The sequence below is a fragment of the Nonomuraea sp. NPDC050383 genome (assembly GCF_044459125.1).
GTDB lineage: Bacteria > Actinomycetota > Actinomycetes > Streptosporangiales > Streptosporangiaceae > Nonomuraea.
Genome location: NZ_JBITIP010000015.1, coordinates 22970 through 37787 on the forward strand (window position 1 = coordinate 22970; position 14818 = coordinate 37787).

At 73.1% G+C, this 14818-nt stretch carries 14 protein-coding genes; 3 read left to right on the forward strand and 11 right to left on the reverse strand.

What is annotated here, in order from left to right:
* Positions 1-135 precede the first annotated feature (135 nt).
* On the forward strand, positions 136-1560 hold the full coding sequence (locus ACIBG4_RS31060) for an FAD-binding oxidoreductase (protein WP_397204827.1): 1425 nt from the start codon (positions 136-138) through the stop codon (positions 1558-1560).
* Here the strand turns inward: ACIBG4_RS31060 and ACIBG4_RS31065 are convergent.
* The 3 genes from ACIBG4_RS31065 to ACIBG4_RS31075 are packed head-to-tail and all read right to left on the reverse strand — an operon-like array spanning position 1528 to position 5346.
* Positions 1528-3516: an acetoacetate--CoA ligase gene (locus ACIBG4_RS31065; protein ID WP_397204828.1), complete on the reverse strand. Its 1989-nt coding sequence runs from the start codon at positions 3514-3516 to the stop codon at positions 1528-1530. The two genes, ACIBG4_RS31060 and ACIBG4_RS31065, sit on opposite strands and share 33 nt — an antisense overlap.
* A 58-nt stretch (positions 3517-3574) precedes the next feature.
* Complete coding sequence (locus tag ACIBG4_RS31070) at positions 3575-4432, reverse strand: serine hydrolase (RefSeq protein ID WP_310715726.1); 858 nt, start codon at positions 4430-4432, stop codon at positions 3575-3577.
* On the reverse strand, positions 4429-5346 hold the full coding sequence (locus ACIBG4_RS31075; protein ID WP_310715728.1) for a LysR substrate-binding domain-containing protein: 918 nt from the start codon (positions 5344-5346) through the stop codon (positions 4429-4431). Before ACIBG4_RS31075 ends, ACIBG4_RS31070 begins: the two co-directional genes overlap by 4 nt.
* An 86-nt stretch (positions 5347-5432) precedes the next feature.
* On the opposite strand from ACIBG4_RS31075, the gene ACIBG4_RS31080 reads away from it, so the two are divergent.
* Positions 5433-7043: a penicillin-binding transpeptidase domain-containing protein gene (locus tag ACIBG4_RS31080; RefSeq protein WP_397204829.1), complete on the forward strand. Its 1611-nt coding sequence runs from the start codon at positions 5433-5435 to the stop codon at positions 7041-7043.
* Positions 7044-7046: 3 nt separating this feature from the next.
* On the opposite strand, the gene ACIBG4_RS31085 is transcribed toward ACIBG4_RS31080, so the two are convergent.
* From ACIBG4_RS31085 to ACIBG4_RS31105, 5 genes are all read right to left on the reverse strand, one after another.
* Positions 7047-7739, reverse strand: a complete 693-nt coding sequence (locus ACIBG4_RS31085; protein ID WP_310715731.1) for a haloacid dehalogenase-like hydrolase — start codon at positions 7737-7739, stop codon at positions 7047-7049.
* An 82-nt stretch (positions 7740-7821) separates the two neighbouring features.
* The gene (locus tag ACIBG4_RS31090) at positions 7822-8448 is read right to left on the reverse strand and encodes an HAD family hydrolase (RefSeq protein ID WP_310715733.1); all 627 of its coding nucleotides are present in this window, start codon (positions 8446-8448) and stop codon (positions 7822-7824) included.
* Between the two features lie 94 nt (positions 8449-8542).
* Positions 8543-8992 (reverse strand): DUF2690 domain-containing protein, encoded by a 450-nt coding sequence (locus ACIBG4_RS31095; protein ID WP_397204830.1) that lies wholly within the window; start codon positions 8990-8992, stop codon positions 8543-8545.
* A gap of 98 nt (positions 8993-9090) precedes the next feature.
* Positions 9091-9672 carry a DUF6912 family protein gene (locus ACIBG4_RS31100; RefSeq protein WP_397204831.1) on the reverse strand — a complete coding sequence of 194 codons (582 nt, stop codon included), beginning with the start codon at positions 9670-9672 and terminating at the stop codon, positions 9091-9093.
* Positions 9673-9726: 54 nt separating this feature from the next.
* Positions 9727-10374, reverse strand: a complete 648-nt coding sequence (locus ACIBG4_RS31105) for an HAD family hydrolase (protein WP_397204832.1) — start codon at positions 10372-10374, stop codon at positions 9727-9729.
* 146 nt (positions 10375-10520) lie between these two features.
* Here ACIBG4_RS31105 and ACIBG4_RS31110 point away from each other — a divergent pair, with 146 nt between their 5' ends.
* Complete coding sequence (locus tag ACIBG4_RS31110) at positions 10521-11315, forward strand: F0F1 ATP synthase subunit A (RefSeq protein ID WP_397204833.1); 795 nt, start codon at positions 10521-10523, stop codon at positions 11313-11315.
* A gap of 12 nt (positions 11316-11327) precedes the next feature.
* On the opposite strand, the gene nagZ is transcribed toward ACIBG4_RS31110, so the two are convergent.
* The 3 genes from nagZ to ACIBG4_RS31125 all read right to left on the reverse strand — a co-directional run bounded on the left by nagZ (position 11328) and on the right by ACIBG4_RS31125 (position 14791).
* A complete protein-coding gene (nagZ, locus tag ACIBG4_RS31115) occupies positions 11328-12689 on the reverse strand; it encodes a beta-N-acetylhexosaminidase (protein WP_397204834.1) in 1362 nt (453 codons plus the stop codon).
* Positions 12690-12809: 120 nt separating this feature from the next.
* Positions 12810-14537 carry a phosphoenolpyruvate--protein phosphotransferase gene (gene ptsP / locus ACIBG4_RS31120; protein WP_397204835.1) on the reverse strand — a complete coding sequence of 576 codons (1728 nt, stop codon included), beginning with the start codon at positions 14535-14537 and terminating at the stop codon, positions 12810-12812.
* Entirely contained in the window at positions 14534-14791 is a 258-nt protein-coding gene (locus tag ACIBG4_RS31125; protein WP_397204836.1) for an HPr family phosphocarrier protein, read from the reverse strand. Before ACIBG4_RS31125 ends, ptsP begins: the two co-directional genes overlap by 4 nt.
* Between the last annotated feature and the right edge of the window lie 27 nt (positions 14792-14818).

Genomic DNA, 14818 nt, shown 5'->3' on the forward strand with positions numbered 1-14818 from the left:
TCCGGCGGGCCCGCGGGCTCCCCGCGTGCGCCTGCGACGGGCGTGTCCTGCGCGCATACATCAGATCGTGATGAACCCGCACGTCCACGGCGGCATCTCACCGGATGTACCGACGATGACCGCTGGGAGCCGACCATGGACCGCCGCCACTTCCTCCGCACCGCGGCGCTCGCCCCTGTGCTGGCTCCCGTGCTCTCCACCGAGCACACCCGGGCGCCGGACTGGGCGAAACTGCGGCGCGGCCTGTCGGGCACGCTGGTGCTGCCCGGCGACTCCGGCTACGGCTCGGCCCGCCGCCTGTTCAACCCGGTCTTCGACCGGATCAGGCCGCGCGGCGTCGCCTACTGCGCCGGGCCGGCCGACGTCGCGCGCTGCCTGGCGTTCGTCCGCGCGAACGGGCTGCCGGTCACCGCCCGCTCCGGCGGCCACTCCTACGCGGGCTGGTCCACCGGCACCGGCCTGGTCGTGGACGTCTCCCGGATGAACAAGGTCGGCTACGCGGACGGCCGGGCGACGGTGGGGGCCGGGGCCAAGCTGATCGACGTGTACTCCACGCTGGCCCGGCACAGGGTGGGCGTCCCGGCGGGCACCTGCCCCACGGTCGGGGTGGGCGGCCTCGCGCTGGGCGGCGGCATCGGCGTGCTGTCCAGGAAGTACGGCCTGACCTGCGACACGCTGGAGTCCGTACGGATCGTGACGGCCGACGGCCGGGTGCTGGACTGCGACGAGCGGAACCACCCCGACCTGTTCTGGGCGTGCCGGGGCGGTGGCGGCGGCAACTTCGGCGTCGCCGTGTCGTTCACGTTCCGCACCCACGCGACGAGCGACCTGAACGTGTTCTTCCTGCGCTGGACCTGGGCGAAGGCGGCGGCCGCGCTGGCGGCCTGGCAGGAGTGGGCGCCCGCCGCGCCCGACGAGCTGTGGTCCACGCTGCACCTCACGCGCGACCCGGGCGGGCCGGAGGTGCGGATCACCGGGGTGCACCTGGGCGGCAAGGCCGAGCTGGACCGGCTGCTCGCCCCCGTCGTGGCCCGGATCGGCCGCCCGGCGTCCCGCACCGTCTACCGGACCTCGTACCTCCAGGCGATGAAGGTGATGGGCGGGTGCTCGTCGCTGACCGTGGACCAGTGCCACCCCTCGCCGCACGGGCGGCTGGGCCGGGCCGCCTTCGCCGCCAAGTCACACCTGGCCTACCGGCCGCTCACCCCCGACGGGGTGCGGGCGCTGGTGGCCGAGGTGAGCCGCCCCGGGCCGCACTCGGTGCTGTTCGACGCCATGGGCGGCGCCGTCGCCCGGGTACGGCCCGACGCGACGGCCTTCCCCCACCGGGCGGCGCTGTACAGCGTGCAGTACTACCAGGAGGGCAACGACCGCGCCTGGCTGCGCCGGATCCAGAGCGCCATGGCCCCGCACTTCGGCGAGCACGCCTACGTCAACTACATCGACCCGGACCTGAGGAACTGGCGTACCGCGTACTACGGGGCGAACGCCGCCCGCCTGGCCCAGGTCAAGGCCGCCTACGATCCGTCACGCCTGTTCCGGCTCCCTCAGGGGGTCTAGCCTGAAGTGCTCCAGGACCTCCGGGTTGGCCATGGCGTCGGGGTTGGCGGCCTGCTCGACGGGGGTGCCGAGGAGGATTCTGCGGACCGGCACCTCCAGCTTCTTGCCCGACAGGGTGCGCGGGATCCCGGGGACCGCCCGGATCTCGTTGGGCACGTGCCGGGGCGACAGCTCGTCGCGCAGCGCCATGCACAGGGCGCGCGTCAGCTCGTCGGTCAGCTCGGCCCCCTCGGCCAGGGTCACGTACAGCAGCAGCCTGCCCTCCTGGCCGAGCACGCCGGTGTCGATGACCAGGCTGTCGGCGATGTCCTCGAACCGCTCGACCACCCGGTAGAACTCGCTCGTGCCCATCCGGACGCCGCCCCGGTTGAGGGTGGAGTCGGAGCGGCCGTAGATGACGCAGCTCCCGTCGGCGTCGATCTTGATCCAGTCGCCGTGCCGCCAGACGCCGGGGTAGACGTCGAAGTAGCTCTCGCGGTAGCGCTCGCCCTCGGGGTCGTTCCAGAACATGACCGGCATCGACGGCATCGGCCGGGTGAGCACCAGCTCCCCCACCTCGCCGACGACCGGCCGGCCCTCGGGGTCGTAGGCGTCCACGGCGGCGCCCAGCGAGCGGCACGGGATGACGCCCGCCCGGATGGGGTGCAGCACGGTGGCGCCGACGAAGCCGGTGCACACGTCCGTGCCGCCCGAGAACGAGCCGATCGGCACGCCCGGCAGCTCCTCGTGCACCCAGGCGAAGCCCTCCGGCGGCAGCGGCGAGCCGGTCGAGCCGACGCCGCGCAGCCGCTCCAGCCCCTCGGGGTGGAGACCCGCCTTGAGGGAGGCCATGATGTACGGCGCGCCCACCCCGAAGTAGGTGACGCCCTCCGAGGCGGCGATCCGCCACAGGGTGGCGGGTGAGGGATGCGCGGCCGAGCCGTCGTACAGCACCGGGACGGCCCCCACCAGCAGGGCGCCGACGAGGTAGTTCCACATCATCCAGCCCGTGGTGGTGTACCAGAAGAACACGTCCCCCTCGCCGAGGTCCTGGTGGAAGGAGAGGGACTTCAGGTGCTCCAGCACCACGCCGCCGTGCCCGTGGACGATGGGCTTGGGCAGACCGGTGGTGCCGCTGGAGTAGAGGATCCACAGCGGGTGGCCGAACGGCACCCGCTCGAACTCCAGCGGGCCGCTCTCCGAGCGCAGCCCCTCCCAGCCGATCACCTCGCCGTGCGGGAGCGACCGCGCCGGCCCGGGGGCGGGCTCGGCCTGCTGAGGCGGCAGGCCCTCGGCCGCCGCCGACAGGTACGGGATCCACACGGTGGCGCGCAGCGACGGCAGCGCGGCGGCGATCTCGTTCACCGCGGCCGAGCGGTCGTAGGCCTTGCCGTTGTAGCGGTAGCCGTCGACCGCGATCAGGACCTTGGGCTCGATCTGCTTGAACCGGTCGACGATGCTCGCCACCCCGAAGTCGGGCGAGCCGGCCGACCAGATCGCGCCGAGGGAGGCGGTGGCGAGGAAGGCGACGAGCGCCTGCGGGATGTTCGGCAGGTAGGCGGCTACGCGGTCGCCGCGGCCGACGCCGAGGCGCACCAGGCCGGCCCGGACGCGGGCGACCTCCTCGCGCAGCTCCTCGTGGCCGATCTCCTGGCGGGCGCCGTCCTCCGAGACGAACACCACGGCCGTGCCCCCGGAGTGGCGCAGCGCGTTCTCCGCGTAGTTGAGGCTGCTTCCGGTGAACCATTCGGCGCCCGGCATCGTCCCGGAGACGACGGGCCCGTCACCACGCTCGCCGACGACCTCGAAGTGGTCCCAGATCGACGTCCAGAAGTCCTCCGGACGCTCGACGGACCACCGCCACACCTCCTCGTAGCCCGCCCCCGCCCGGCCGAGCCACTCCAGGTACCGGGTGAGCTTGGCCTGCTTGACGATCTCTTCGGTCGGCTCCCAGAGAAGTGCCCCTTCAACAACCATGTGCCCCATCCTGTCGCCCGTGTGGCCGGAAGTCATACCCGATCCGCCACACAACTAGCTAGCGCCTCAGGTGGTCCACCGCCATACGCGCGGCCGTGCCGATCACGGCGTCGGCGCGCGGCTGGTTGACCGCGGGGCTGAAGGACCGGGTGAACACCGCCACCGCGTACCGGCCGCCGTCGGGGTACTCGACCACGCCCGCCTCGCTGCGCAGCGTCGGCAGCGTGCCGGTCTTGCCGCTGACGTCCACGTCGTCGTACGGGAAGCCGGAGGCCAGCCGGTGCGGCCACACCTGCTTGTTCAGCACCGCCCGCATCCAGGCGCAGGAGGAGGGGGAGGCGGCCTCGTCCCGCCAGATGAGCCCGAACAGCGTGGCCATCTCGCGCGGCGTGCTGCGGTTGGTGCGCCGCGGGTCGAGCACGCGCAGCCGGTCGATCTCCTCCAGGTCGAGGTACGGCCAGTTGTGGCCGGCGTCCTCGGCCATGCTCGCGTAGAGGTCGGCCGCCTTCTGCCGGACCCGGGTGCCCGTCAGCCCGAACCCGGCCAGCATGGCGTTGATCGCCTCGAACCCCACCTGCTCCGACAGCACGTCCGCGGCGGTGTTGTCGCTGACCGCGATCATCAGGTAGGCGAGGTCCCGCAGCGACATCGTGACGTCGTCCAGCATGGCCGACAGCCCCGTGGGCCCGAAGACCCGCTCGCCCGCCCGCACGGTCACCGGCGCGGCCGGGTCGAGCAGCCCGGCGTCGGCCTGCCGGCAGAAGGCGACCAGCAGCGGCACCTTGAACACCGACGCCGTCGGCACCGGGTCGTCGGAGCCGTGCCCCACCTGCCTGCCGGTGTCGATGTCTGTCGCGTGCAGCCAGCCGGTGACGCCCGCCGCGCGGAACACGCCGCCGAAGTCCGGCCCGCTCATGCCAGCACTCCCGGCCGCCGGCTGACCCGCCGCACGGGCGCCGCGCCCTCGTCCACCATCCCGGCGCGCTCCTTCAGGGTTCGTACGGCCATCGCGGAGAACGCGGCGACCGCTTCGCTCTCGGCCCGCCAGGCTGTGGAGACCCGACCGGCGATCGGCGAGCCTAGCAGCGGGCGCCAGGCCAGCCCCGGCAGCTCCGCCCGCGGCCCGAACGCGACGGCCGCGCCGGCGAGCACGAGGCCCAGCCCGGCGCCCTCGTGGACCTGCGGCGGCACGTACCCCTGGCGGCGGCATTCGGCCAGCACCTCCGCGTGGACGCCCGGCTCGCCCTCGCGGGGCGGCATCAGCAGCTCGCGGCCGGCCAGGTCGGCCAGGTGCAGCTCGCCGCCCCGGGCCAGCGAGTCCTCCTCGGCCAGCAGCACACCCTGCGGCTGCACCAGGGCCGGGCCGAACAGCAGGCCGGGCGCGGTGACGGGGTGGCGCACGATGCCGACGTCGATGGCGCCCTCGGCCAGCGCGGCCACCTGCTCGGCCGTCCAGATCTCGGCGGGCGCGAGCCGTATCCCGGGGTGGCTCTCCCGGAAGCCGGCGACGAGCCCGGCGATCACGGCGGGCGCGAGGTCGGGCGGGACGCCGACGCGCAGCACGGCGCCCTGGCCGTGGCGGGCCAGCTCACGCAGCCGGTCGACCCGGGCGACGATCTCGCGGGCCTCGCCGAGCAGCAGCCTGCCGGGCTCGGTGAGCCGGACCTGCCGGGCGGAGCGGTCGAACAGCCGCACGCCGAGCTCCTCCTCCAGGCGCTTGATCCGCTGGCTGAGCGGCGGCTGTGCCATGCCGAGCCGGATCGCGGCGTTGCCGAAGTGGAGTTCCTCCGCTACCACGATGAAGTAGCGAAGGTGCCGGACGAGGTCCATGAGCAGCAACTATATCTGAACTCATATGACTTCTTCGCCCATATCAGTATTGGACAGGGCGCAGGTCATTCTGGTCTTCTCACCTCATGGCACCACCAACGGGGACAATGTACGCCCATCTCAGAGAGGAGAGCCCACGGCCGCGCAGGCGGCGCAGGTGGCCGTGGATCACCGCGGCACTTCTCGTCCCGGCGCTCGCGGCCGGCGGCACGCTCTGGGCGCTGCGCACCGAGGGCTCGCCGGAGCAGACCGCCGACGCCTACCTGAACGCGTGGTCGGCGCAGGACTACGCGGCGATGCGCCGCCTCGTCGCCGACCCGCCCGCCGACTTCGAGGACTGGCACCGGCGGTTCCTCACCGATCTCCAGGCCGAGCGCGCCTCCTTCCACCGCGACGTACCGAACGGGGTCTTCTCCCAGAGCGTGGGGGACGACGGGACCGTGTCCTTCGACGCCGGGCTCCAAGGAGTGAAGGACTGGGACTACGACGGTGAGCTCAAGCTCGTCGAGCGCGGCGGCACGTGGAAGGTCGCCTGGAGCCCGGCCACCATCCACCGCCTGCTCGGGAAGGGCAGGTCGCTGCGGACGATCACCCGGCCGGGCGAGCCGGCGCACGTCCTGGCCGCCGACGGCGAGCGCATCGACACCCCGGGCACGCCCGGCTCCGTGCAGCAGCTCGTCGAGGGTCTGAAGCAGACGTACCCGGACTGGTTCGCCCCGTACAAGGAGAGCACGATCGAGCTCTACGAGGGTGATGAGCCGGTCGAGACCCTCGTCAAGGCCACGGGGAAGGAGTCGCTGAAGACCACGCTCGACCTCAAGGTGCACCGGGCGGGCGCCCGGGCGCTGGAGGGCGTGGACAAGCCGGCCTCGCTGGTCGCGCTGCGGCCCTCCACCGGCGAGATCCTCGCCGTGGTCAACAAGCCCGGCGGCTTCAACCGGGCGCTGCTCGGCAAGTACCCGCCCGGGTCCACGTTCAAGGTCGTCACCGCCTCCGCATTGGTCGCGGACGGCGCGAAGCCCGACGCGCAGGTGAACTGCCCCGCCGAGCAGAACATCGGCGGCTTCCCCTTCCACAACGCCGGCTTCAAGGACTACGGCACGCTGCCCTTCCGCGACGCCTTCGCCCACTCGTGCAACACCACCTTCGGCGCGATGACGGTGGACCGGCTCGGCGCCGACCGGCTCGCCAAGGTGGCCGCCGACTTCGGGTTCGGCGCGGCGATCACGCCGGGCGTGCCGGCCGTGAAGGCGGAGTTCCCGGCGCCGAAGGACGACACGGACCTCGCCTCCGCCGCCATCGGGCAGGGCCGGGTGCTGGCCAGCCCGCTCAACATGGCCTCCGTCGCCGCGGCCGTCGCCGCCGGCGCCTGGTGGCCGCCCCGGCTGGTCCCGGAGGAACGGATGCCGGACCACACGCTCCGGCCCCGTCCTCTGGAGCAGAACGTCGTGCGGGCGCTGCGCGACCTCATGCCGGCCGTCGTGACCGACGGCACGGCGCACGACGTCAGCTTCCCGGAGGGCACGGCCGGCAAGACCGGCACGGCGGAGTACGGCTCGGGCAAGGAGCCGCCCGCGCACTCGTGGTTCGTCGGCTACCGCGGCGACCTGGCGTTCGCGGTGATCGTGGAGGGCGCCGGAGCGGGGTCGGCCGTCGCCGCCCCGGTCGCGGCCCGCTTCCTCAAGGCGCTCGCCTGAGCGTCACGCCGGGGTGGTGAGGCGGGCGACGGCGGCCACCACCTCGGCGGCGTCGGACAGGTCGGGCAGCACGATGTCGGCCCCGGCCTCGCGCAGCTCGGCCGTGGTCGAGCGGCCCGAGGCCACCGCGATCATCGCCGCGCCGCCGATCCGGGCGGCCTGGACGTCGCGCGCCGAGTCGCCGATGACCACCGTGTTGGCGGCCGTGAACGGCGTGCCGAGCCGCTGCCTGGCCCGCCCCTGCGCGACCTGGAGCAGCGTCGCCTTCGGGTAGGCCTCCTCGCCGTAGCCGCCGAGGTCGAAGTCGATGTGCTTGTCCAGGCCGAACGCCTTCAGCTTCAGGACGGCGTTGCCCTTGATCGTGCCGGTCAGCACGGACTGGACCACGCCGTCGAGCCGGGCCACGGCCTTGAGCGCGTCCTTGGCCCCGGGCATCGCCCGGCCCTCCTTCGGCAGCCGGCCGCGCCGGTCGGCGAAGGCCGAGGCCAGCGCCGCGAGGAACTTGGGCAGGTGGGCGTCCTCGGCCACGACGCCGTTGACGGCGAGGGTCTCGAAGACGATCTCGGAGTCGGGGCGGCCCAGCGCCGGGGCGAGCTTGACGAGCGGGCGGCCGGTCACGGCGCGGAACGCCTCGGCGTAGGCGTCACGGGTGACGATGGCGACGTCGACCAGGGTCAGGTCGATGTTCCAGAGCACTAGGCGGTTGATGGCGGCCTCCTGGGGGGACCCTGCAAGGGTACGGCCGGGGAACCGGCGTGGCTCCCGAACCCGGCGGCCGTCAGATGTGGTCGAGGGCCTGGGCCAGGGTGTCGACGACCGGCAGGCCCGTGGCCTCCAGGTCCGCCCGCGAGGTCATGCCGCCCGTGTAGAGGACGGCCCGCGCCCCCACGTGGCGGGCGGCGATGCCGTCGTCGACGCTGTCGCCGATCACCAGCACCTGGCCTGGCTCCACGTCGAGCGCCTCGATGTGGGCCGCCATGTGCTCGGCCTTCTCGCCGCCGGTGACCCCGACCAGCCCGTCCACCCGGGTGAAGTGACCGGTGATGCCGAACGACTCGACGATCGGCACCAGGTGGGAGTGGGGGGCCATCGAGCACAGCGACTGCGTGCCCGTCCAGCTCGCCAGCGTGGCCAGCGCGCCCTCGGCCAGGCCGCAGGCCACGCTCAGCCGGAAGTAGTGCTCGTGGAAACCGGTGTCGAGCGTCTCCCACTCGCCCTCGGTCAGCGGGCGGCCCAGCAGCCGCTCGTAGGCCAGCCAGATGGGCCGGGTGTAGACGGCGCGGAAGCCGTCGGCGGTGAGAGGGGGCAGCTGGTAGGAGCTGAAGACCTCGTTGGTCGCTCCGACGACGGCGTCGATGTCGTGGAAGAGCGTGCCGTTCCAGTCCCAGATGATGTGCTTCGTCATGGCCGTTCCAGACTAGCGGCCGGCGGTGACATCCCGGTGAACGGACGGGCCGCGGCCCACTGGACCGCGGCTACGCCCGTACGGGGGCAGGCTGCTACTTGCAGGCCTGGCCGGTGCCGCCGGAACCGCGCTGGCCGCCCATGCCGCTGCCCCACTTCACGCTGGCGCTGCCCCAGGCGCAGATGTTGTTGCCGTTCACCATGTTGCCCCAGTGGCGGCCGCCGTTGCCCTTCTTGAACTGGAAGGTGTCCACCGTGCCCCTGGCGTTCTGGACGGTGATCGAGCCGTAGCCGGCGGTGATCGTGCTGATCTCGACCCAGTTGGTCTTGCACCGGAACGAGTACTTGAGCATGACGGTGCCGATCTTGCCGTCAAGCTGGCTGTTGATGTTCCCGGTGCGGACGGTGCGGGCGGAGTTGCCGCACCCGGTCTGGTAGGGGTCCTTGTGGTCGTACCCGCGGGCGGAGGCCGCCTGGGCGGGGGACGTCACGATGAGGGCTGTGGCCAGCGCGCCCACCGCGGTCACCACTGCTCGAAGCTTCACAGAACCGACTCCTTCTGTCACGGACAAGTCCAGCCTGTGATCTTAGCCAGTCCGATCAAGAAAGGGTCAAGGCACTTTACCCGGTATTTAACATGTCCCTAATGATCTTCTCGGAGCAGGTGCGGGATCTCCTGCGTGGCGTACCACATGAGCTCGTGCGCCTCGGCGCCGTCCACGGTGAAGCGGGCGTCGTCGTCGCCCGCGTCGGAGGCGGGCAGCGCTTCGACGGCCGCCCCGATGTCGGGCACGGCGTACAGGTCGTCCACGTGCACCGCGGCGACCTTGGACATCGGCACCGGCCGCGTCAGCCGCACCGTGGCCCGCTCCTCCAGGTCGGCGCCGGCCTTCAGCGTGTCGTCGGGCACCTCGGCGGCCACCACCACCCGCCGCGGCGCCCACGCGTGGCCGTCCTCGTCCTTCTCGGGCCGCGGCTCGTCGCCTGCCGGCGGCTCGTCCCCGGGCTTCACGGGCTCGGCGGGGCGGTCCGCGGCCAGCAGCCTCAGGGAGGCGCGGGCGGCCTCGGTGAGCGCGACGTACTCGAGCTCCTCGGTGTCGCCCGAGGCGTACCACTCGATCAGCGCGGGCGTCACCGCGTAACCGGTCAGCGGGGCCGGGCCCAGCTCGCCCGCCTCCACCGCGCGGGCGAGGGCGGGCAGCGTGCACGGCAGGTAGACGCGCATCAGGAACCTTTCAGAGCGTGCGAAGGCACCGGTCGGCAGGGTGCGAGGGCACCATCATGCCGGTCGGAGGGGGATCTGGAGGAGCGACTCGAGGGACGCGATGGTCGTCTCGGGGTCGCGGTGGTGGATGCCGTGGATGCCGAGGGCGCGGGCCGCGGCGATGTTGGCCTCGATGTCGTCGATGAACACGCACGACTCGCCCGGCAGCGCCAGCAGGTCGAGGGCGTGCCGGAAGATGCGGGGCTCCGGCTTGCGCATGCCGACCTCGCCGGAGATCACGACAGCGTCGAAGATCTCGTCCCAGTCGTCGCGCGGGTAGGTGTTGGACCACGAGTTGGACAGCAGGCACGTGCGCAGCCCGTGCCGCTTGACCGCGCGCAGCATGTCGTACATGGCCTCGGCGCGCTCGAAGCCGACGAACATCCGCTCCAGCAGGCCCTCCGCCTCCGGCGGCACCCCGTCGAGGGTCAGCAGCCGGGCGGCCAGGTCACGCTCGAAGGCGGAGCCGTCCAGCTCGCCGCGCTCCAGCGCGTGGACGACCGTCTCCTCCTCCGCGTCGCCGTACGCCCGGTGCACCATCTCGCTCATGACCGCGTGATAGTGGTCGTGGTCGATGCGGTCGGCCGCGATCCACTTCGCGATGGAGTCGGACATGCTGGTGGTCAGCACCCCGCCCCAGTCGATCAGAACACCCGCTACCACACCGCCTCCTCGGACCGCTCCTGCTCCCGCTCCAAGCGTAGAGCGTCGCACGTGTGGCGATGATGGGCACTATTCCCGGATAAAGGATCACCGAATTACCTGGTTATCGTGAGGTTCCGTTCTGGTCGAACAGAGAAGGGACCGCCGTGCGGACGACGATCCTGATGACCTCCCCTGACGACTTCCACGCCCCCGGACCGGAGCTGTTCGAGTTCGCTCCGATCATCTCCGGCGGCCCCTCGTGGTTCACCAAGCCGGTGCTCGTCGCCGTGCTGAGCGTCCTCACCGTCATCGCCCTCTGCCGGGCCGCCTTCGCCCGGCCGTCGATCGTGCCCAGGGGCTTCCAGGGGGTCGGCGAGCTGGCCTACCACTTCGTCCGCGACCAGATTGCGCGGCCCGCGCTGGGCAAGGACGCCGACCGGTGGATGGGGCTGCTGTTCAGCGTGTTCCTGACCGTGCTGATCTGGAACCTCATGGGCATCGTGCCGCTCGTCCAGTTCCCCGTGACGGCGCGCATCTCGTTCCCGCTCGTGATCGCGGTCAGCGTGTACGCGGTCAAGCTCTACCTCGGTGTGCGGCACCACGGCGTCCGGGGCTACCTGCGGGGCATCGTGCACCTGCCGGGTCTGCCCCGCTGGGCCTACGGCCTGTACGCGCCGCTCATCCTCGCCGAGGTCTTCGTCACCTCGTTGTTCACCCATTTCGTCCGGGTGTTCGCGAACATGTTCGCCGGCCACCTCATCCTGGCCTTCTTCAGCTCGGTGGGCTTCTGGTTCCTGTTCGAGAAACTCACGCCGCTCGGGTCCGGCCTCGGGGTGCTGGCCGTGGCCATGACGATCGTGATGACCGCCTTCGAGATCTTCATCCAGTGCCTGCAGGCTTTCCTGTTCACCCTCCTGGCCGCGATCTTCGTCGCGAGCGGGCTGCACGGCGAGCACTGATCCCTGGGACGGTCACCCGCCCTCGCGGGCGACACGGGCGGCCAGGCGGCGGTGCTCGGCCGAGCGCAGCACGCCGGCCGCCTCGGCCGCCGAGGCCCGCGGCGCCGCGCGCAGGAAGCCACGGGCCTGCCGCAGGGTCAGCAGCCGCGTCACGGACTGGTCGAGCCGGGCGCGGCTGATCCGTCCCGACTTCACGGCGGACAGCACCGCGTCGTACGCCTTGGGCAGGTCGTTGGGCATGAGCAGCAGGTCGGCACCGGCCAGCACGGCGCGCACGGCCACCTCGCCGTCGCCGTACTTCTTGCGCACGCCCTCCATGTTGAGCGCGTCGGTGGAGATCACGCCCTTGAAGCCGAGCTTCTCCCGCAGCAGCCCGGTCAGGATGGGCTTGGACAGCGTCGCGGGGTCGCCCGACGGGTCGAGCTTCGGGAACACGATGTGCGCGCTCATCACCGCGTCCACCCCGGCCGCGATGGCCGCCCTGAACGGCGGCGCGTCGATCCGCTCCCACTGCGCGCGCGTGTGCTTGATCACCGGGAGCCCGGTGTGGCTGTCGACGTCGGTGTCGCCGTGGCCGGGGAAGTGCTTGGCGGTGGCGGCCACCCCGGCGTCGCCGAAGCCCTTGACCGCGGCCGAGACCATCGTGGCGACCTTCGCCGGCTCGTTGCCGTAGGCCCGCCGGCCGATGACGGGGTTGTCCGGGTTGATGTTGACGTCCGCGACGGGGGCGAAGTCCAGGTTGACGCCGACGGCGCGCAGTTCCTCGCCGGTCGCCTTGGCGACGGCCCGCGCCCGCGCCGGGTCCCGGGTGGCGCCCACGGTGGAGGCGCCCGGGAACGTCGTCATCAGCGCGCCCATCCGGGACACCAGGCCGTTCTCCTGGTCGGTGCCGATGATCAGCGGCACGCGCGGGGACGCGGCCTGCAGGCCGTTGGTGAGGGCGACGACCTGCGAGACGCTCTTGATGTTGGCGGGGAAGAGGATGACACCGCCGAGGTGGTACCTGGCGATGACCTTGGCCGGGGTCTGGGCGCCGTACCTGGCCTGGTTCTCGCCGGACACCGTGCCGGCGGCCGTGCCGTACAGGACGGGCATGAAGAGCTGGCCGACCTTCTCCTCCGCGCTCATCCGGGCCAGCACCCGGCGCACGTCGCCGCTCGCGGCGGGGACGCGGCTCGGCGCGGAGGCTTCGGACGTGCTCGCCGGGGTGTCCTCACCGGCCGGGGCGGTGGCCGTGGGGGAGGCCGCAGGGGAGGCGGGCGTGGCGGGTGGGGCGGCGGCGCGGGTGCCCGGTGTCGCCCCCGCCGTGCCACCTCCCCCGCACGCCGTCAACGCGAACACGAGCAGCCCTGCCATGCCGATCCGTCCAGACATGCCTCCAACCGTATCCACGCCACGGCCTCCTCGGCGCCGCGCGCGGCTACCGGCCGCCCGCGGTGGACGGGCCCGGCGCGCCACCGCGAGTCACAAGCCGCAGGTCACGAGGCCGTCCGGTCACAGGCCGAGGGCGGTGAGGGCCGGGAGCTCGGCGCGGGCTGCGGTGCGGGCCCGAGACGGGGTCATGGCCGCGCGGGCCGCCTCGGCCGCCCGCCGGCACTGGTCCAGCGTGTGCTCCCCCAGCCCCGCCCGCACGGCCGGCAGCGCGGCGGCCCCCATGGACAACGACGTGACCCCGAGCCCCACCAGCACACAGGCCAGGGCCGGATCGGCCGCCGCCTCCCCGCAGACGCCGCACGGCCGTCCCGCCCCCGACGCGCCGGCGGCGGTGAGGTGGACGAGGTCGAGGAGGGCGGGCTGCCACGGGTCCTGGAGGTCGCCCAGCGTGCCGAGCTCCCGGTCCGCGGCGAACGCGTACTGCGCGAGGTCGTTGGTGCCGATCGACAGGAAGTCCACCTCGGCGGCCAGACTCGCGGCCCGCAGCGCCGCCGCCGGCACCTCGATCATCACTCCCGCCCGGGGCAGCCCCCTGGCCCGGCACGCCTCCGCGAACCACGCGGCCTCCTCGGCCGTGGCCACCATGGGCGCCATGACCTGGAGCTCGGCCGTCTCGGAGGCGGCGGCCCTGGCGAGCGCCCCGAGCTGGACGTCCAGGACGTCCCCGAACCTGCGCAGCAGCCGCAGGCCGCGCTCCCCCAGCGCCGGGTTCGGCTCCTCGGCGGGAGGCGGCAGGAAGGCCAGCGGCTTGTCGGCGCCGGCGTCGAGCGTCCGGGCCACCACCGTGCGGCCGGGAAAGGCCGCCAGCGCCGCCCGGTAGGCCCGCTCCTGCTCCTCGGCCGGCGGCGCCTGCCTCCTGCCCAGGAAGAGGAACTCGGTCCGGTAGAGACCCACGCCCTCCGCCCCGTGGTGCAGGGCGGCGTCCAGGTCGCCGGGGCCGCCGATGTTGGCGAGCAGCGGCACGGGGTGGCCGTCACGGGTCCGGCCGGCCTCGCCCGCCCGCTCCACGGCCGCCCGGCGGGCCCGGGCGGCGCCCGCGACCCTGGCCAGCTCCTCGCCGGTCGGGTCGGGCCGTACCTCGCCGGAGGTCCCGTCGACCAGAACGGTCGTGCCGGGCGGGATCGCGGTCGCGCCGGCGCAGCCGACGACGGCGGGCACGCCCATCGCGCGGGCGAGGATCGCGGTGTGGCTGGTCGGCCCGCCCTTCTCCGTGACGAACGCGGCGACGACGGCTCTCGACAGCAGCGCGGTGTCGGCGGGGGCGAGGTCGCGCGCGATCAGCACGTACGGCCGGGGCGCTCCGCCGGGCTCGGCGGGCGGGGCCGGCTCGCTGGGCAGGCCCGGCAGGGGGTGTCCGGTGAGCCGGGCGATCGCGCGGTCGCGGACGTCGTCGAGGTCCGCCACCCGCTCTCCCAGGTAGCCTCCGGCGCCCGCCAGCGCCGCCCGGTACTTCGCGAAGGCGGAGAAGATCGCCCGCGGCGCGGCGACCCCCTCGTCGACGAGCGCCTCCACCCCCACGGCCAGCCCGGGATCGGCGGCCATGAGCGCCTGCGCCCGCAGGATGTCGGCACCCTCGCGCCCTGGAGCGTCGGGGTCGGCCTCCAGCCGGTCCGCCCGCGACTCCAGCTCGCCCGCCACCTGGTGGAGGGCCGCCAGGGCGCGCTCCTTCTCGGCGTCCGCGTCGCCCGTGTGGGCGGAGTCCTCGGGGGGTTCCGGGACGGACGCCGTCAGGATGTACGCGGGCCCGTGTCCGGCGCCCGGGCTCACTCCCGCCCCCGCCAGGCTCATGGCGATCCGGCGATCTTCGCGAGCTCGTCCAGGACGGTGTCGGCGCCGTCGCCCTCGGCCTTGATCACGACCACCTCGTCCTGCTGCACGTCCAGCGCGAGGATCTGCAGGATGCTCTTGGCGTTGACCGGGTCGCGGCCCGGCTTGGCGATCGAGACGTCCATGGGCGCCTTGACCGCCGCCCGCACGAACGTGGCCGCCGGGCGGGCGTGCAGTCCCACCTCCGCCACCACGGTGACCTTGCGTTCAGGCATGAAAAACTCCTTCGTCCTGTGCCGGTC

Excerpts from the sequence above, each read along its gene's own strand:
- nagZ (WP_397204834.1), bottom strand. The coding sequence starts at position 12,689 with ATGTCTGGACGGATCGGCATGGCAGGGCTGCTCGTGTTCGCGTTGACG.
- ACIBG4_RS31070 (WP_310715726.1), bottom strand. The coding sequence starts at position 4,432 with ATGAGCGGGCCGGACTTCGGCGGCGTGTTCCGCGCGGCGGGCGTCACC.
- ACIBG4_RS31075 (WP_310715728.1), bottom strand. The coding sequence starts at position 5,346 with ATGGACCTCGTCCGGCACCTTCGCTACTTCATCGTGGTAGCGGAGGAA.
- ACIBG4_RS31100 (WP_397204831.1), bottom strand. The coding sequence starts at position 9,672 with ATGCGCGTCTACCTGCCGTGCACGCTGCCCGCCCTCGCCCGCGCGGTG.
- ACIBG4_RS31125 (WP_397204836.1), bottom strand. The coding sequence starts at position 14,791 with ATGCCTGAACGCAAGGTCACCGTGGTGGCGGAGGTGGGACTGCACGCC.
- ptsP (WP_397204835.1), bottom strand. The coding sequence starts at position 14,537 with ATGAGCCTGGCGGGGGCGGGAGTGAGCCCGGGCGCCGGACACGGGCCC.
- ACIBG4_RS31060 (WP_397204827.1), top strand. The coding sequence starts at position 136 with ATGGACCGCCGCCACTTCCTCCGCACCGCGGCGCTCGCCCCTGTGCTG.
- ACIBG4_RS31065 (WP_397204828.1), bottom strand. The coding sequence starts at position 3,516 with ATGGTTGTTGAAGGGGCACTTCTCTGGGAGCCGACCGAAGAGATCGTC.
- ACIBG4_RS31080 (WP_397204829.1), top strand. The coding sequence starts at position 5,433 with ATGGCACCACCAACGGGGACAATGTACGCCCATCTCAGAGAGGAGAGC.
- ACIBG4_RS31090 (WP_310715733.1), bottom strand. The coding sequence starts at position 8,448 with ATGACGAAGCACATCATCTGGGACTGGAACGGCACGCTCTTCCACGAC.